Raw genomic sequence first — 17,909 nt, 5'->3', positions numbered from 1 at the left:
CAATAAAAAAATGACACTGCCGTTTCAAGTAGTGTCATTTGTATATATCCACAAGAAGTCCTGTTATATCATCTATTGTAGATGCAACATTTAGATTTTCCTTTTGTTCACCCATAAGCATATTTGTAAGTTCCTCAAGTTTTTTGTCCACTGTTTCCACAGTTATGAAATACTGAGTCTGCCAGAAACTTATGTCCTTTTTTATACTGTACATATAACTCATTACCGATTCAAGGTATTCACGTATCATGTTTTTATAAGCTTTTACATCCGAATAGCATTTTGTTATAGCAAGTCTGTTCCCTTTTTTCTTTATGTTGTTGAACATTTCATTTAACTGTTCTTGGGATCTTTTTTCCATGTGTGAATTGAAACTTTGTGAAAAATCCTTTTTTACCTTTATATTTTTGTTCTTTGAAGACGTGGTAGAGGAACGGCCTATTCTAGAAATCTCCATGACATACCTCCATATTTCTTTTGTGTAATATACGATTTACTTATTATTATAACTAATATTAGCGTAAAAATATATACATAGACAAATTTTTAGTATAATTATTAGTTATATTCAAAAAATAATTTTATATGTACTTTAAAATTGATTGATAAGGCAGGGTGATTGCATGTGGTTTAATGAAAAGAGCGAGGATATCGTTCAGAATCTGGAATCAGATTTCAAAGATGGTCTGACAGATCAGGAGGCTTCAAGTAGACTTGAAAAATTTGGACCAAACAAGCTTAAGGATGGAACAAGGCAATCAATGCTGCGTCTTATGTTTGAACAGATAAATGACCCTCTCATATATGTTCTTGTTGCAGCTGCGGCAGTTTCCATATTTTTAAATGAGATAAGTGATGCTGTTATTATAGCTGTTGTAATAATTTTAAATGCTGTCATAGGTGTGATTCAGGAGTCCAAGGCTGAAAAAGCACTTGAATCTTTAAAGAAGCTGACAACCCCCAAAGCTGTTGTGAGACGTAATGGGGAGGTTCAGGAAATACCTTCCGAGAATATTGTACCGGGAGACATAATACTTTTGGATGCAGGAAGATATGTTCCATGTGATATTAGAATTATTGAATGCGCCGGCCTTAAAATAGAAGAATCGGCACTTACAGGTGAGTCACTGCCTTCTGAAAAAAGCTCTGATGTGATTTGTGAGGATCAAAATATATCACCTGGTGATCAGAAAAATATGGCGTTTATGTCGACACTTGTAACTTATGGGCGAGGTACTGGAATTGCAGTTGCATCTGGAATGAATACGGAGATGGGAAAAATAGCAAAGATGCTGGATGAAAGCGGTAAAAACCTCACTCCGCTTCAGAAAAAGCTTGCAAGTCTTGGAAAACTGCTTGGAATAATGGCACTCTTTGTATGTGCACTTATTTTTGTTATAGGGCTTTTACAGGGTAGGGATATTTTTGAAATGTTTTTGACGGCTATAAGTCTTGCAGTTGCAGCAATACCTGAAGGACTGCCCGCCATAGTTACAATAGTTCTTGCAATAGGTGTCCAGAAAATGATAAAGGAAAATGCAGTTGTAAGAAAGCTTCCAGCAGTTGAAACTCTTGGAGCCGTGAATATAATCTGTTCCGACAAGACAGGGACGCTAACACAAAATAAGATGACCGTAACAAAATTTTATTCTGGAACGGAAGTAAATGACGTATCCAAACTGGATATTGAGGAAACCGGACAAAGGATTCTTGCCGAAGGAATGGTTTTGTGTAATGATGCCGTATATTCAGCAAATTCAAAAGCAGGAGATTCAACTGAAATTGCACTTCTTGAAGCAGGTTCAAAATTTGGAATATCAAAGTCTTCAACTGAAAAGGAGCATCCAAGAGTAGACGAAGTACCTTTCGATTCAGAAAGGAAACTTATGACAACCGTAAACAGGTACGGAGAAAAATTAAGAGTAATAACAAAGGGTGCTGTGGATAACCTTGTCAATATATCAACAAAGGTCTACTTAAATGGTGAGATATCATCCATGGATGATATGATAAGGTCAAAGATACTTTCAGCATCAAATAAAATGTCTGATGATGCACTGAGAGTTCTTGGAATGGCATATAAAGAAATTGACACTCGTGATAAAATGGAAAACCTTGAGAAAGATCTGGTATTTGTGGGACTATATGGAATGATAGATCCACCGAGGGAAAATGCAGAAAAATCTATTGCAGAGTGTAGAGAATCCGGTATAAGAACTGTAATGATAACGGGAGACCATAAAAATACTGCTTTTGCAATTGCAAAAGAACTTGGAATTGCCGATGATGAATCACAGGCCGTACTTGGTGCGGAACTTGACAACATGACCGAGGAGGAAATAAAGGAGAGAATAGACAATTTGAGAGTGTTTGCACGAGTTTCTCCCGAGCACAAGGTCAAGATAGTGAAAGCATTGAGAGAAAACGGAAATATTGTTTCGATGACAGGCGATGGAGTAAATGACGCACCTTCTCTTAAAGCTGCAGATATAGGTGTAGCCATGGGAATAACGGGAACGGATGTTGCAAAGGGTGCTGCAGATATGATACTTGTAGATGATAATTTTTCAACTATAGTTTCAGCAGTAAAAGAAGGAAGAAATATATACAACAATATAAAAAAATCTATAAATTTTCTTCTTTCCTGTAATATAGGAGAAATAGCAGCTCTTTTTATAGCCATAGTAATTGGCTGGCCTGCAATTTTAAGACCAATACATCTTCTCTGGATAAATTTAATAACTGATAGTTTGCCGGCACTTGCGCTTGGTGTTGATCCGGGTGATCCTGACATAATAAAAGAAAAACCGAGAGATCCCAAAGAGGGATTGTTTTCGAATGGGAATGGATATTCTCTGCTTTTAAACGGAGTTATAATAGGATTTACAACGCTTTTTGCGTTTTATGCAGGAACACATTTTTATCCTGATTCCATAATGCATGCACAGACTATGGCTTTTGTGGTATTGAGTGTATCTCAGCTTTTTTATACATTGAGTGTAAGACATCACAAGAAATCCATATTTAAAATAGGAATTTTTACAAATAAATATCTTGTATTTGCAATAATTGTCGGGATATTGCTTCAGAATATAATAATAACGATTCCAGCTCTCTCGTCGCTTTTCAAGGTATACAGACTGACAGCGAGAGACTGGATATTTGTGACTTTAATCTCACTTCTTCCTCTTGTCTTAAATGAGATATTCAAGATTTTTAGAAAAGACAAAAGTGTTATTTGACTTTTATCTTTATGTTGTTTTTACTGCAGAAGATTGTATTTTCACTGACTGTAACAGTCCCCTGATCATTTGTTTTGAGGACAGTAATCTTTTTCTTTAAAAGCCTGCTTACAACTTTGCTGTTTGGCGTTTTAGAATTGCTTGTTATAACAGCAATCTTTGGTTTTGTTTTCTTTAGAAATTGAATTCCTGTGCTTGTATTTATTCCATGATGGGGGACTTTCATTATGTCGCATTTCTTGAGCTTGCCTGATTTTATCATGTCATCCTCTTCACTTTTTTCGCAGTCTCCTGCAAAAAGGTAAGTGTGACTGCCGATTTTACCTTGAAGCACTATTGAATTGTTGTTTTCACGGGAATTGCTGTTAATGTGGTTTATATCTTTGTTTACAGGTCCAATTGCAGTAAGGTTTAATTTTGGATATTTTATTTTCCAGCCATTGTCTATATACCTAACCTGTGTGTCAAATTTTGAAAGAGCTTTTGAAAGATTGTGCTTTATATTGTTTTTGTTGTTTGGCAGATATACCTTGTTTACTTTGAGAGTCTGGGCTATCTTTAACAGGCCGTCATAGTGATCATCATGGTAATGTGTAATTATTATTCCATCGAGGCTGTTTATTTTGTTAAATCTCAAGTATTTTAGTATTCTGTTTGTGTAATAAGCCTGACCTGTATCTATCAAGATGTGTGTACTGCCTGATTTTATGAGCGTGCAGTCACTTTGACCTGTATCTATGAAATGAACTTGTGTACTTTCAAACATTGCAGATGTGATGCTTTCCGTACATATTACAAATATTATTGTAAAGAACAATACAATTCTTTTTTTCATAAAATATTTCCTCCCGCAATATATAAATATATAGTTCGTTTATATTTTCTGTATTGCGGGATTTAATATTCAATTTATTTTATGAGATATGTACCAGTCTTATCTTGTTTTATGAGATTTTTCTTCATAAGACCTCCCAATGCATTTTTGAAGTAGTTTTTACTTTCGTGAAAGGTATTGCGAATTTCATCGGGGGAGCTTTTATCATTGTATTTCATAAATCCGTCATGTTCCTTAAGGTACTTTAATATTGTATCTTCGAGAGAAATTCTTTCACGTGAAGGACGCTGTCTTGGTGTAAGTACAATTTTGCCGTCTTCGTAAAACTTTTTAATTCTCAGATTTATTTCACTGCCAGGTGAAATATCGAAGAAACATTCATTCCTTGGAATTATTCCACGATATTTTTTATCTATTGCTACCATTATTGTACCGTTTTTCTGGAAACCATAAACTGTTCCACAGACTTCGTCGCCAATCCTGTATTTATTTTGAATTAGGTTTTCACTGTCTTCCAGGTTGATGTTTTCAAGATATTTGTCTATATTTGTAGTAGCTGCCAGTCTATCGGTCTTGTCTACGTATATGTAGAACAGATATTTTGCTTCTTGGATTAATTTAAATTTTTGTTCCACCATTGGTACGAAAACATCTCTTTCAAGTCCTATATTTATAAAACTTCCGAAGCTTGTGTTTGAAATAACCCTTAAATAGGCGATGTCTCCCGCTTTTGCAAGAGGAATTTTCATTGTAGCTATCAATCTGTCTTTTGAATCTCTATATATGAAAGAATGTATTTCATCTCCGATTTCTATATTGTCAATTGAAACGCTTCCGTTCGGAAGCAATATATCGTCATCAGTATTTCCTGTTTCTGCATCCAGATAATAGCCGAAATCAGCTTTTCGTACTATTTTTAAATTATTGAATTCTCCTACCTTTATCAATTGAAATCTCCTTTTTATTTGTATTTTGCAATATATTCTAATTATATAACAAAAAGAAAGGTATTGACATACTATTATCTGAAATTAGTCTGTATCGAGGAACCTTCGATTTTTGCATTCACTTCTATGTCAAGAGAGGTTTGCTTGATTGGGTCCTGGATATTTATTTTAGGATATTTTTTGTAGATATCATTTTTTATATTGAATATGTCAATGTTTTTTATTTTATATTTATTAAATAGATCCATGCAGTAAAATTTTATATTGTTTTCTGCTTCATTTTGCAGGACTTCAATTGTCTTTCTGTTCAAATTAATACAATTTTGAGCTTCGGCGAGAGATAATTTTATATTTATTATTTTCTTTAATTTTATATTTTTGCCGCTGTAGTCTATATGTGTTGTTGTTCTGCTCTTTAATATTTCAAGAGCCGCATATTTGTCGGGGGAGTTTGGGTTTGTAACTTCGAGAGACCCTCCTTTTATATTGTCTATGAGAAAATTGTATCCAAGTCCGTCCTGATCGCTTAGTATGTCTATCATTTTTGAGCCTTTTATTATTGCTCCGTTTGCTAGTTCGATTTTAGGTTCTTTGTTTTCATTTTTTAATTGAACCATTGTAAGCACGCAGGTTTTGCCTTTTGAGTATATTGCATTTAATAAGTCATAGACCTCGGTTATTATAGTTCTTGAAGAAGGCGAGAAGTTATTTGCAAGGTTGTATATATACAGGCCTATGAATTCCTGAGATTTAAAATTTGTACTTATGAATTTCTGAGGATCTCCGTGAAGAATTGAGATGTAACTTCTTATTAAAAATTCCTGATCCCTACTAAAAAAATCAATCAAGTCATACAGATTTTTTGACGCTGCTTTTTCAGTGAATAATATTGATTTTGTATTTGTGTAATTTATCTTATAATTTGAAGACATATCAATATCACGAAGAATTTCCAGTATAGTTTTGCCGGAAACTTTAAAAAGAAGCTTTTGATTTGAGCCGGCATCAGGTGAAACTTCTCTGTCAGACTTGAATCCTTCTACATATATTATGGGGTTCCCGGATTGATCTATGTCTACGATCACACATGTTGCGAATATTACTTTGTCTATATCATTATAGTTAAAACAGCCTCCCAAAAAGCAGGTTGACAATATGAGAATCAAACACATAATCTTTTTCATTCTTTATCATCCTTATGTAGATTATTTTTAGATATTTTGCCAAGATTAGATCTGTATAACATATCCTTGTACTTTAATTTTTTCGCAGTTCCAAGCGGTAGTATGAAATGGTAGCCACAGCTGTCTATTGAAGCTATGTTTGAGATCATCATGTACATTCCCATGAAAAATCCCATTATTCCTATCAGTGATGAAGTTATAAGTATCGTTATGCCCCATACAATCAAAGTAGGGTATAGCTTTGGTACAAGAAAGGAGCATATAGATGCAAGTGCGATTATTATTATGGTGGATTGTGATGCAAGTCCTGCACTTACGGCGGACTGGCCGAGAATTAACGCACCGACTATACTCATTGATTGGCCTATGGGTTGTGGAAGACGGATTCCGGCCTCTCTTAAAAGCAGAAAGAAAAAAAGCATTATAAGTACCTCGATAGTTGTTGGAAAAGGTACATAAGCCCTTGATGCAGAAAGTCTCAATATGAATTCTATGGGTATAAATGAAAAGTGATAGGTAGTGAGAGCAACATAAAGTCCGGGAAGAAACCCGCATATTATAAAGGCAACGAACCTTATTATTCTTAATATATTCGCGTATACTTTGTTTAAATAATAGTCGTCCGGAGTCTGGAAGTTTTCTATGAAAAAGTGTGGTGCAGTGGCGCAAAACGGACTTCCGTCTACAAGTATTGCAACCCTTCCCTGAAAAAGCCTTGAGGCTATTATATCGGGTTTTTCACTATAGTTCAGTATTTCGAAGGTACTGGTCTTTGTTGTCTTTATTTGTTCTTGTATATAGTTGGTATCAAGTATAAAGTTTGTATCCATGTCTTCTATGGTTTTTTTTATTCGGTGTATAAGATCTTCCGGAGCTGTGTTTTTAATATAAATCAGTGATGTAGTTGTGTTTGAATCTTTCCCAATTTGGAAAAATTCAACTTTGAGATTTGGATTCTTTACTTTTCGTCTTATAAGGGAGATATTATCCATTATTGATTCATTGAAGCCTTCTCTTGGACCTTTTATTACAGCTTCGGTTATAGGCATTTCTATGCCTCTTTTGGAAAATCCTTTTGCTTCGCAGAATATAACATTCTGCATTTCTTCAAATACCATAACTACATCACCTGACAGTATGTGTATTACAGCATCTTCTTTTGATTTGACATCACCGACGGAGTTTCCATATAACACCTTTTCTTTTATTATGTTTGTATTGATGGTTTTTTTATCCATGTTTACAAGAGGTTCTATTATATAATGGCTTATAAATTTAGAATCACACATGTTGTCTATGAAAAGGATATATATATTTCCGGAAACAGATCTTATAATACGGCTTTTAAAATCAGAATTTCCATTTAATTTTTCATTTATAAAATCCAAATAATTGTTCATAAATAATCACCTGCTTGTATTGTCTGCAGTTATAGTGGATAACATTCATTTTTTTAGACAATAATAATATTGTAAATATTACATATGATTTGGAATGGAGAAATTTTATGGGTAAGTTTAGTTTTGGACATATATTTTTTTTGATATGTGCTGTTGGAATAGCCTCTCTAAAAACATATCCTGAAGTATTTTTAAGAATATCAGGAAGGGACAGCTGGATAGCCAATGCCATTGCTTTTGTAATAATGGTCTGGTATTTTGACTATATAATAAAAGTATATCTCAAAAATGGGTGCAGAAGTCTGCTTGAGGTATTTGAGGTGGCTTTCGGGAAAGGCTTTGGAAAAATTTTTCTTGGATTGTTTACATTTGGAGTGTTTCTTTCTCTTGTAGAATCATCCGCTGTGGAATCAAGTGTAATGCATACAAATTTTTTTATAGAAAGTCCAATATGGTATATAGCACTTTTTGTTATAATTCCGGGGTTTTATGTTGTAAAAAACGGTGGATATTCTGTAATGATAGTAATTATGGCATGTATAGTTATATCGGTAATAAATGGAATAAATCTTGCCATATTGACTGCACATTTCAAAGATTATAGAAGGTTGCTGCCTATTCTTGCCAATGGATTTGACACTAATTTTTTTATATCAGTAGTGAAGACAATTGGAATGTATTCGTCGGTTGCAATAGTATTTCCATGGTTGTCAAGACTTACATCAGACAAGAATTCGAGGAAATATGCTTTTATGTCCAATTTGTTTGTAGTGCAAATGATATTGATATCTACAATTGGACTCCTTGCAACCTTTAACGTTGATCTTGCAAATGTTTTTGTATATCCAAAGCTCACCCAGACACAGCTCATATCATTTTTTGGGTTTGTTGCAAGTGGAGAATTTTATGTGGTATTTCAGATTATATCTTCATGGTTTGCAAAATATATAGCAACATTTTTTTCAATACTTCTTTTAATTAGGGAATTCAAGCTTGATAGTATAATTACAAACGGAAAAATTGAGATTGTTTTAAGTGGAGTCATTTATGTTTTGTGTTATTTATCGGCTCAGAAACTTATAAATCTTTTTAAACTGATTAATATATATGTATATATATGTATTGGGGTATTTTTTATTTTGCCGCTTTTTGCGTTTGCTCTGTATGATATGAAGAAAAAGAAGGAGAACAAAAATATATTATGATATAATGTGTCTATGATATTAAAAGATATTTAACTTTAATTTTGAGGAGAGACTGCTTAGAAAATGAAATATGAAGGGTTCTTAAACTGGAAAAGTTTTAAAATGAAATTGATATTTGAAGGAATCATAGTAGGTATATTTGTAGGACTTGTAATTTCTCTTTTTAGATTTTTTGTTGATAAATGCGGTATATATCTTCCACAAATATATGAATATGTTTTTGGAAGACCCGTGTTTATAGTTGTGTGTATTGCAGCCCTTGTATTGCTTGGCCTGGCCATGGGAGTTCTTGTAAGACTGAATCCAATGGTAAGTGGCAGTGGAATACCGCAGGTTGAGGGAGTCATACTTAGAAAACTTCATATGAACTGGTTTGGGGTTGTTGTAGAAAAGTTTGTAGGAAGCCTTGTATCAATAGGATCGGGACTTTCTATGGGAATAGAGGGGCCTTCCGTTCAAATAGGGGCAGCTATAGGACAAGGCATAGGCACGATACTAAAAAAGACCAAGGTAGAAGTGAAGTATCTTGTAACGGGAGGAGTAAGTGCGGGAATTTCAACAGCATTTAATGCGCCGCTTGCAGGGACACTGTTTGCGGTTGAGGAAGTGCATAAAAATTTGTCGCCGCTTGTTCTTGTATCTGCTCTTTCTTCCGCTCTTTCTTCAGATTTTGTATCACGTGAATTCTTTGGAATGAGACCGGTTTTCGATTTTAGAAGCACAGCGGTGCTTCCACTTAGAAATTATCCCTTTATGATTATTCTTGGGCTGATTATAGGAGTGGCAGGTGTAGGATTCAGCAAGGGAATTTTGAAGTCACAGTCTATTTATGCGAAAAGCAAAATGAAAGTTGAGTTTAGACCGATTGTTCCATTTTTGCTTTCATTTTTGGTTGCAATGTTTGTCCCAAAGGCACTTGGAGAGGGAAATGTTCTCATAACTGCACTTACCCATGGAGACTGGACCTTCAAGCTTCTTTTTTTGATATTGATTGTAAAATTTATATTTACAATGATATGTGTAGGATCAGGAACACCTGGAGGAATATTTCTTCCACTTTTTGCAGTGGGTGCAATTATAGGATGTATATATGCAAATGCTTTGAATTATTTCTGGGGATTTGACCAAATGTATGTGGCAACCTTTGTGATACTTGCCATGGCAGGATATTTTTCAGCTGTTGTAAAGGCTCCGATTACAGGCTGTGTTCTTGTGGTTGAAATGACAGGATCATTTACGAATCTTCTTCCGGCTGCTGTAATTTCGATTACAGCATATATTATATCTGATCTTCTTCGTTCAAGGCCAATATATCAGGACCTTCTCGATAGGTTTTTAAGAAGTAATACAAATGAGGAGGAGGATGAAGATTTTGGAGATCAGGTAACAGTTGAAGTCCCAATATGTGTTGGATGCTATGTAGAGGGAAGAAGAATAAAAGAGGTTGATTTTCCTAAAAACTGCCTTGTTTTGAATATAAAAAGGGGTGACTCTGAAATAATTCCTGATGGTGATACCATTGTATATGCAGGTGATTATCTTACGATTCTTACAGAAGAGAAGAAAGTTTTTAAGCTTAGGGAGAGACTTAACGAAATTACTCAGGTAAAGAGAAAGATTTGATAGGAGGAGTTTTTATGAATTCCATGGGATTCATCCGGGTATCGGCAGCATGTCCGATAACTGATGTGGCAAATATAGATTTTAATGTGGCAAACATAGAGAAATGTATTGATGAAGCGGTTCGGGGACATGCGAAACTTGTGGTATTTCCAGAACTCAGTATAACATCGTATACTTGTGCCGATTTGTTTCTTCAGAGGACACTTTTGTGCGGTGCAGAGAAAGGAATATTTGAAATCTGCAGATATTCTAGACAAAAAGACATACTAATTGCAGTGGGTGCACCTCTTGAATATAATAGCTGTATTTACAATTGTGCATATATAATACACAATGGAAAAGTTCTTGGTATTGTTCCAAAAAGTTATATACCAAACTACGAGGAATTTTACGAGCGGAGGTGGTTTGCATCAGGACTCAATCTTATAGATGAAAATGTTGATTTGAAGTTTCAGAAAAGTATACCCTTTGGTGTTAACATCATGTTCTCCTGTGGGGAGTATAAATTTGGATTCGAAATATGTGAAGATCTCTGGAGTGTTGTTCCCCCGAGCAGTTATCTTTGCCTCAAGGGTGCTAACATAATAGGAAATCTTTCGGCATCAAACGATATAGTAAGTAAATCCAAATATAGAAAACAGCTTGTCATGTCACAGAGTGGAGGAAGTATATGTTCTTATGTATATTCATCTTCAGGTGTTTTTGAATCGTCGACGGATTTGGTGTTTGGTGGGGAGCTTCTCATATCTGAGAATGGAAGCCTTCTTGGAAAAAACAATAAGTTTCAAAGAAAAAATGAAGTTATAACTTCCATTGTAGATGTTCAGAGACTTAACAACCATAGACTAAAAAACATAAGCTTCAGGGATGCTGGAAAAGTTGTACCATGGAAAATAAGAGATGTCGGCTTTGAGTTCAAAGACATGAATTATGGAAGTTATGATAGAATGATATCAAAACATCCTTTTGTTCCATCTGGCAGGGAACAGATGGAGGAGAGATGCCGGGAGATATTCAGCATACAGACATCGGCATTTGCAAAGAGAATAGAGCATACGGGACTTGAAAGAGCTGTCATAGGAATATCCGGGGGACTTGATTCTACCCTTGCACTTGTTGTTGCGGTAAAGACTTTTGACCTCCTTGGAATTTCTAGAGAAAATATTATAACGGTAACTCTTCCTGGATTTGGTACGACTGACAGGACATACAACAATGCAGTCAGGCTTTGCAGGGACCTTGGCACCGATTTTAGGGAAATAAACATAGTGGATGCCTGCCTGCAGCATTTTAATGATATAGGCCATGACAGGGATATTCATGATGTGACATATGAAAATGTTCAGGCAAGGGAGAGGACACAGATACTTATGGATATTGCAAACAAAGAGGGTGGACTTGTAGTTGGTACAGGAGATCTTTCAGAAGTTGCACTTGGATGGTCTACATATAATGGAGATCATATGTCCATGTACGGTGTTAACTGTTCGGTTCCAAAAACACTTGTAAGGTATCTTGTAAATTATGCGGCAACGTATGAGATGACAGGTGAAATATCTAAAATACTTGCAGATATACTTGATACTCCAGTAAGTCCGGAACTTCTTCCCAAGGACAGCGATGGAATGATATCACAGAAGACGGAAGATATAGTGGGCCCTTATGAGCTTCATGATTTTTTCCTTTACTATTTCATAAGGGATAACTTTGAACCTTGTAAAATATTTTTTATTGCAAAAACTGCGTTTCATGGTATCTACGACGAGGATACCATAAAAAAATGGCTTAAGCTTTTTATAAGGAGATTCTTTACACAGCAGTTTAAGAGGTCAGCTATTCCAGATGGACCTAAAGTTGGAACGGTAAGTCTATCTCCGAGAGGTGACTGGAGAATGCCTTCAGATGCAAACTTTAAATTATGGATGGAAGATGCGAATTTATAAAAATTTTTAGGGAGTGGATGACTTTGCCTGTTTTTGTTTTGTGGATTGTAATAGGGGCTGTCGCAATGATTGTAGATATAGCTACAAGTGCATTCTTGTTCGTTTGGTTTACAGCAGGAGCTGTAGGTGCACTTGTTGCATATGCTCTTGGATATTCCGTGCTCATTCAATTTATAGTATTTATTGCAGTAAGCATGATTCTGATATTGGTATGCTATCCTATTATAAAAAAGAATATAAAAAATAGAATTAAACCGACACCTTTGAGAGAAGATACGTACAAGGGCAGATTAATAGTAATAGATGGAGAAATGGAGAAAAGCAATGCAGTTAGAATAGATGGTGTGTTGTGGAATATTGACAATGATGATATCATATTAAAAAAAGGTGACAGAGTCAAAGTAATAGGAATTAATGGAAATAAAATATTGATACAAAAGGAGATGATTTGAAGTGATTAAAGTGATTATAATTCTTATAATACTTGCAATTGTCTTATACGCAGCTGTTTCATCTGTAAAGGTGGTAAATACGGGCTATATAAGTGTAGTTGAAAGATTTGGTCAATTTCACAGAATGCTTGAGCCTGGATGGCATTTTATAATTCCATTTGCAGATTTCTTGAGAGCAAAAGTTTCTGCAAAACAGCAGATACTAGATATAGAACCTCAGGCGGTAATAACTAAAGATAATGTAAAAATATCCATAGACAATGTAATTTTTTACAAGATACTGAATGCCAAAGATGCTATATACAACATAGAAGATTACAAGTCCGGTATAATCTTTTCTACGATAACAAATATGAGAAATATTGTGGGCGATATGACACTTGATGAAGTGCTTTCCGGAAGAGATAAAATAAATGCTGAACTTTTGAAGGTCGTTGATGATATAACAGATGCTTACGGAATAAAAATACTTTCGGTTGAAATAAAAAATATAATACCTCCATCGGAGATACAACAGGCTATGGAAAAGCAGATGAGGGCCGAAAGAGACAAAAGAGCGGTAATACTTCAGGCGGAAGGGCAAAAACAGAGTGATATTGCAAGGGCGGAAGGTGAAAAACAGGCCAAGATACTTCAGGCGGAAGCGGAAAAGGAAGCAAATATAAGAAGGGCTGAGGGATTGAGACAGTCTCAAGTACTTGAAGCTGAAGGAAAGGCCAATGCCATAGAGGAAGTTGCAAAGGCGGAATCAAAGGCTATTGAACTTATAAACAGGTCTATAATAGATTCAGGAACCGACGAGAGGGTTATTGCGATTAAGCAGGTGGATGCATTGAAGGAGATGGCCAAGAATCCTTCAAACAAGCTTATACTACCAAATGAGTCAATATCTTCTCTTGGAAATCTTGCAGCAATAGCGGATATGCTTGGAAAGAACAGTGAGAAGTAAGAATTGTATAGTTATTTTAAACCGGCTTAATATAAGCTGGTTTATTTTTACATATGCTAATTAAAAAAATAGTTGACTATTTTGCAATAAAGAATTAAAATATTCGCATACGTACTGTTTATATACGAAGAGAACTTTGATTGGAAGTGAAAAATATAGTGATTAAGATTATAAAATATTTAAAGCCTTTTATCCTTCTTGTTGTGAGTGCAGTATTTTTGCTATTTGCTCAAGCAATGTGCGATCTTGCACTTCCGGATTATATGTCGGATATAGTGAATACCGGTATACAGCAGGGAGGTATTGAAAACAGTGTTCCTGAAGCCGTGGGAAAGGGAAAAATGGATAAGCTTGTTCTTTTTATGGATAAAAATACAAGAGGAAAAGTGCTTGGAGATTACAAACTTGTAGACAAGAAAGACGGCAGCTACTCGAAATATTTGAAAAAATATCCTAAACTTCAGGAAGAACCGGTTTATGTACTTAAAAATATAGATAGAACTGAAATTAATGAAATAAATGATGCTATGGGAAGGTCATTTATTGCTGTCTCAAAACTTTCAGAAACAAAGCGTGGGGAAATAGGCGGTGAGATAAATAAAAAGTTTGCTTCACTTGGAAGTGGGATGATAGACCAGGTAGCATCACCTTTAATAAAATCCGAATATAAACGCCTTGGCATGGATACTGATCGAATTCAGAGAAATTACATTATGCATACAGGCGCTATGATGCTCTTTGTTTCACTTTTGAGTGTTGTCTGTACTGTTATGGTGGGACTTCTTGCTGCAAGGACTTCTGCCGGACTTTCTAAAAATCTCAGAAGAAATCTTTTTACCAAGATTGAAAATTTTTCAAGCAGTGAGTTTAATAAGTTTTCAACAGCATCCCTTATAACAAGAACCACCAATGATATAACTCAGATACAGATTGTAGTTTTTCTTGCGATAAGAATGGTCATATATGCACCTATTCTCGGAGTTGGAGGGATTATGAGAGCAATTGGAAAAAGCAGCTCCATGTCATGGATAATTGTACTTGCCGTCATAGTACTTCTTGGGGTTATCGGATGTATTTTTTTGATTGCGTTTCCAAGATTCAAGATCATACAGAAACTTGTAGATAGGTTGAATTTGATAACTCGTGAAAATTTATCGGGTATGATGGTAATTAGGGCATTCAATAACCAGAGCTTTGAGGAGAAGAAATTTGATGGAACAAACAAAAATCTTACAGATGTAAATTTATTTGTAAATCGTACAATGGCATTTATGTTTCCAGCCATGATGTTTATTATGAATATAATTACTATACTTATAGTATGGGTTGGAGCTCATCAAATTGCAAACTCGAGCATGCAGGTTGGTGATATGATGGCATTTATGCAGTATGCCATGCAGATAATATTTGCTTTTCTCATGATGTCTTTCATGTTTATTATGATACCTAGGGCATCAGTATCGGCACAGAGAATAAATGAAGTTCTTGAAGTATCTCCATCTATTGTTGATCCGGAAATGCCCGAGCATTTTCCAGATGATACAAAAGGTGTTGTTGAATTTGAAAATGTATGTTTCAAGTATGAGGGAGCGGAGGGACCTGCGCTCGAAGGTATAAGCTTCAAGGCGTATCCCGGGTGTACTACTGCTTTTATAGGTTCAACTGGTTCTGGAAAGAGCACTCTTGTAAAGTTACTGCCTCGTTTTTATGATGTTACCTCCGGATGTATAAAAATTGACGGTGTAGATATACGAAACGTAGGCCAGCATGAACTGAGAAGCCTTATAGGATATGTGCCTCAGAAGGGCATGCTCTTCAAGGGAACCATAGAATATAATCTAAAGTATGCAAATGAGAATGCAACAAGAGATCAGATTGAAAAGGCGGCTCAAATTGCCCAGGCACAGGATTTTATAAAAGAAAAGCCTGAGGGCTTTAAAGCTGAAATTTCCCAGGGAGGTGCAAATGTATCGGGAGGTCAGAAGCAAAGACTTTCCATTGCAAGGGCACTTGTTAAAAATCCAAGAATATATGTATTTGATGACAGCTTTTCCGCTCTTGATTTCAAGACGGATTCAGCGCTCAGGCATGCTCTAAAGAGTGAAACGTCGGCAAGTACGGTTCTTATTGTGGCACAACGTATATCGACAATCAAAGATGCAGATCAGATAATAGTTCTTGATGAAGGAAGGATAGTTGGAAGTGGAACTCATGTGGAGCTCATGAAAAGCTGTTCTACCTATAGGGAAATTGCACTATCACAATTATCTAAGGAGGAATTGGCATGAGCAGACGAAAGAATATGGGCAGAGGCCCTGGCAGAAATCCTGCACTTGGTGGTGAAAAAGCAAACAACTTCAAAGATACAATGAAAAAGCTTCTTGCCGCTCTTGCCTCTTATAGAGTTTCCATGGTTGTAGTTGCTGTTTTTGCAATTGCAAGTACTGTATTTTCGATAGTTGGGCCTAAGGTACTTGGGAAAGCAACTACAAAGTTATTTGAGGGTGTAATGGCTAAAATATCGGGAAGCGGCAATGTGGATTTTGATTATATAGGAAGAATAGTTGTTACGCTTTCGGTTTTATATATAATAAGTGCTGTATTTTCATATATCCAGGGTTGGATAATGTCTGGAATATCGATGAAGGTAAGTTATAATTTCAGAAAAGATATCTCAAAGAAGATAAATTCACTTCCACTTGGATATTTTGACAAAACCAGTCAGGGTGAGGTATTGTCACGTGTTACAAATGATGTTGATACTCTGAGTCAAACGCTTAACCAAAGTCTTGGACAGATAATTACGTCGGTTACTACAATGCTCGGTGTACTTGTTATGATGTTTACAATAAGCTGGCAGATGACTCTTGCTGCTCTATGTGTAATTCCAGTATCCATGATTATAATATCTTTTATAGTGAGGCATTCTCAGAAGTATTTCAAAGAGCAGCAGGACTATATTGGAAATTTAAATGGTCATGTGGAGGAGATGTACGGTTCACATGTTGTGATGAAAGCTTTCAATGGAGAGGAAAAAAGTATCAGGAAATTTGATTTGTTCAATATGAAACTTTTTAGTTCGGCGTGGAAATCACAGTTTTTCTCGGGAATAATGATGCCGATGATGAATTTTGTTGGAAACCTGGGATATGTTTTTATATGTATTCTTGGAGGATGGCTTGCTGCAAAGAAGGCTATAGAAGTTGGAGACATACAGGCTTTTGTGCAGTATGTACGTTCTTTTACACAGCCTATTTCTCAGATAGCAAATATATCCAATATACTTCAGCAGACGGCGGCTTCAGCAGAACGTATATTTGAATTCCTGGAAGAGGAAGATGAAACTCTGGAAACTTCAAGTCCTGTAAAATCGGAGGATATAAAGGGAGAGGTTGACTTCAGAAATGTTCATTTCGGATACAAACCTGATAAAATTATAATAAATAATTTTTCCTGTTCTGTGAAACCAGGACAAAGAGTTGCCATTGTGGGACCTACAGGAGCCGGCAAGACGACAATTATAAAACTTTTGATGCGCTTTTACGATATAAGCAGAGGAGAAATATTTGTAGACGGACATAATATAAAAGATTTTACAAGAGGTGACTTAAGGTCCATATTTGGCATGGTTCTTCAGGATACTTGGCTCTATAACGGAAGTATAATGGAAAACATAAGGTATGGAAGACTGGATGCGGAGGACAGCGATGTGATTAAAGCTGCAAAGGCGGCTCATGTAGACAGTTTTGTCCATACCCTTCCGGATGGATATAATATGGTGCTCAATGAAGAAGCCTCCAACATATCCCAGGGTCAGAAACAGCTTTTGACTATTGCACGGGCAATACTTGCTGATCCAAGTATACTTATATTTGATGAAGCAACAAGTTCTGTAGATACACGTACAGAGGTTCAGATTCAAAAAGCCATGAACAATCTCATGAAAGGACGAACAAGTTTTATAATAGCACACAGGCTTTCGACTATAAGGGATGCTGATCTTATACTTGTAATGGACCATGGAGATATAGTGGAACAAGGTACACATGAAGAACTTATAAAAAGGTGCGGCAGATACGCGGAACTATACAACAGCCAGTTTGAAGTTGCATAAATCAGTTGAAGTACC

13 protein-coding genes are annotated in these 17,909 nt (G+C 35.7%); 8 read left to right on the top strand and 5 right to left on the bottom strand.

The features are described from left to right. Nucleotides 1-34 precede the first annotated feature (34 nt). Complete coding sequence (locus tag AC4CVH_RS06100; RefSeq protein WP_490786861.1) at nucleotides 35-457, bottom strand: YaaR family protein; 423 nt, start codon at nucleotides 455-457, stop codon at nucleotides 35-37. A gap of 166 nt (nucleotides 458-623) precedes the next feature. Here AC4CVH_RS06100 and AC4CVH_RS06095 point away from each other — a divergent pair, with 166 nt between their 5' ends. Next, the gene (locus tag AC4CVH_RS06095) at nucleotides 624-3,242 is read left to right on the top strand and encodes a calcium-translocating P-type ATPase, PMCA-type (protein WP_490786860.1); all 2,619 of its coding nucleotides are present in this window, start codon (nucleotides 624-626) and stop codon (nucleotides 3,240-3,242) included. On the opposite strand, the gene AC4CVH_RS06090 is transcribed toward AC4CVH_RS06095, so the two are convergent. From AC4CVH_RS06090 to AC4CVH_RS06075, 4 genes are all read right to left on the bottom strand, one after another. Continuing rightward, nucleotides 3,235-4,077, bottom strand: a complete 843-nt coding sequence (locus AC4CVH_RS06090; RefSeq protein ID WP_490786859.1) for a ComEC/Rec2 family competence protein — start codon at nucleotides 4,075-4,077, stop codon at nucleotides 3,235-3,237. The two genes, AC4CVH_RS06095 and AC4CVH_RS06090, sit on opposite strands and share 8 nt — an antisense overlap. A gap of 74 nt (nucleotides 4,078-4,151) precedes the next feature. Then, nucleotides 4,152-5,024 (bottom strand): CvfB family protein, encoded by an 873-nt coding sequence (locus tag AC4CVH_RS06085; RefSeq protein WP_490786858.1) that lies wholly within the window; start codon nucleotides 5,022-5,024, stop codon nucleotides 4,152-4,154. Between the two features lie 74 nt (nucleotides 5,025-5,098). Next, nucleotides 5,099-6,208: a Ger(x)C family spore germination protein gene (locus tag AC4CVH_RS06080; protein WP_490786857.1), complete on the bottom strand. Its 1,110-nt coding sequence runs from the start codon at nucleotides 6,206-6,208 to the stop codon at nucleotides 5,099-5,101. Further along, nucleotides 6,205-7,608: a spore germination protein gene (locus AC4CVH_RS06075; RefSeq protein WP_490786856.1), complete on the bottom strand. Its 1,404-nt coding sequence runs from the start codon at nucleotides 7,606-7,608 to the stop codon at nucleotides 6,205-6,207. The genes AC4CVH_RS06080 and AC4CVH_RS06075 overlap by 4 nt, the downstream gene beginning before the upstream one ends. A 107-nt stretch (nucleotides 7,609-7,715) precedes the next feature. On the opposite strand from AC4CVH_RS06075, the gene AC4CVH_RS06070 reads away from it, so the two are divergent. The 7 genes from AC4CVH_RS06070 (at nucleotide 7,716) to AC4CVH_RS06040 (ending at nucleotide 17,894) form a co-directional block, all read left to right on the top strand. After that, nucleotides 7,716-8,813: an endospore germination permease gene (locus tag AC4CVH_RS06070; protein WP_490786855.1), complete on the top strand. Its 1,098-nt coding sequence runs from the start codon at nucleotides 7,716-7,718 to the stop codon at nucleotides 8,811-8,813. Between the two features lie 63 nt (nucleotides 8,814-8,876). Then, complete coding sequence (locus AC4CVH_RS06065) at nucleotides 8,877-10,436, top strand: ClC family H(+)/Cl(-) exchange transporter (protein ID WP_490786854.1); 1,560 nt, start codon at nucleotides 8,877-8,879, stop codon at nucleotides 10,434-10,436. A gap of 14 nt (nucleotides 10,437-10,450) precedes the next feature. Further along, complete coding sequence (locus tag AC4CVH_RS06060) at nucleotides 10,451-12,379, top strand: NAD(+) synthase (RefSeq protein ID WP_490786853.1); 1,929 nt, start codon at nucleotides 10,451-10,453, stop codon at nucleotides 12,377-12,379. Nucleotides 12,380-12,402: 23 nt separating this feature from the next. Then, entirely contained in the window at nucleotides 12,403-12,831 is a 429-nt protein-coding gene (locus AC4CVH_RS06055) for an NfeD family protein (RefSeq protein ID WP_490786852.1), read from the top strand. A gap of 1 nt (nucleotide 12,832) precedes the next feature. Continuing rightward, complete coding sequence (locus AC4CVH_RS06050; protein ID WP_490786851.1) at nucleotides 12,833-13,780, top strand: SPFH domain-containing protein; 948 nt, start codon at nucleotides 12,833-12,835, stop codon at nucleotides 13,778-13,780. Between the two features lie 146 nt (nucleotides 13,781-13,926). Then, the gene (locus tag AC4CVH_RS06045; protein WP_490786928.1) at nucleotides 13,927-16,068 is read left to right on the top strand and encodes an ABC transporter ATP-binding protein; all 2,142 of its coding nucleotides are present in this window, start codon (nucleotides 13,927-13,929) and stop codon (nucleotides 16,066-16,068) included. Continuing rightward, nucleotides 16,065-17,894, top strand: a complete 1,830-nt coding sequence (locus AC4CVH_RS06040) for an ABC transporter ATP-binding protein (RefSeq protein ID WP_490786850.1) — start codon at nucleotides 16,065-16,067, stop codon at nucleotides 17,892-17,894. Before AC4CVH_RS06045 ends, AC4CVH_RS06040 begins: the two co-directional genes overlap by 4 nt. Nucleotides 17,895-17,909 lie beyond the last annotated feature (15 nt).

This window comes from Clostridium pabulibutyricum (genome assembly GCF_058242705.1).
The sequence above is the reverse complement of the archived record's forward strand: the minus strand, read 5'-3'. Positions and strand labels throughout refer to the sequence as shown.

Excerpts from the sequence above, each read along its gene's own strand:
- AC4CVH_RS06040 (WP_490786850.1), top strand. The coding sequence starts at position 16,065 with ATGAGCAGACGAAAGAATATGGGCAGAGGCCCTGGCAGAAATCCTGCA.
- AC4CVH_RS06095 (WP_490786860.1), top strand. The coding sequence starts at position 624 with ATGTGGTTTAATGAAAAGAGCGAGGATATCGTTCAGAATCTGGAATCA.
- AC4CVH_RS06100 (WP_490786861.1), bottom strand. The coding sequence starts at position 457 with ATGGAGATTTCTAGAATAGGCCGTTCCTCTACCACGTCTTCAAAGAAC.
- AC4CVH_RS06075 (WP_490786856.1), bottom strand. The coding sequence starts at position 7,608 with ATGAACAATTATTTGGATTTTATAAATGAAAAATTAAATGGAAATTCT.
- AC4CVH_RS06070 (WP_490786855.1), top strand. The coding sequence starts at position 7,716 with ATGGGTAAGTTTAGTTTTGGACATATATTTTTTTTGATATGTGCTGTT.
- AC4CVH_RS06060 (WP_490786853.1), top strand. The coding sequence starts at position 10,451 with ATGAATTCCATGGGATTCATCCGGGTATCGGCAGCATGTCCGATAACT.
- AC4CVH_RS06065 (WP_490786854.1), top strand. The coding sequence starts at position 8,877 with ATGAAATATGAAGGGTTCTTAAACTGGAAAAGTTTTAAAATGAAATTG.
- AC4CVH_RS06090 (WP_490786859.1), bottom strand. The coding sequence starts at position 4,077 with ATGAAAAAAAGAATTGTATTGTTCTTTACAATAATATTTGTAATATGT.
- AC4CVH_RS06080 (WP_490786857.1), bottom strand. The coding sequence starts at position 6,208 with ATGAAAAAGATTATGTGTTTGATTCTCATATTGTCAACCTGCTTTTTG.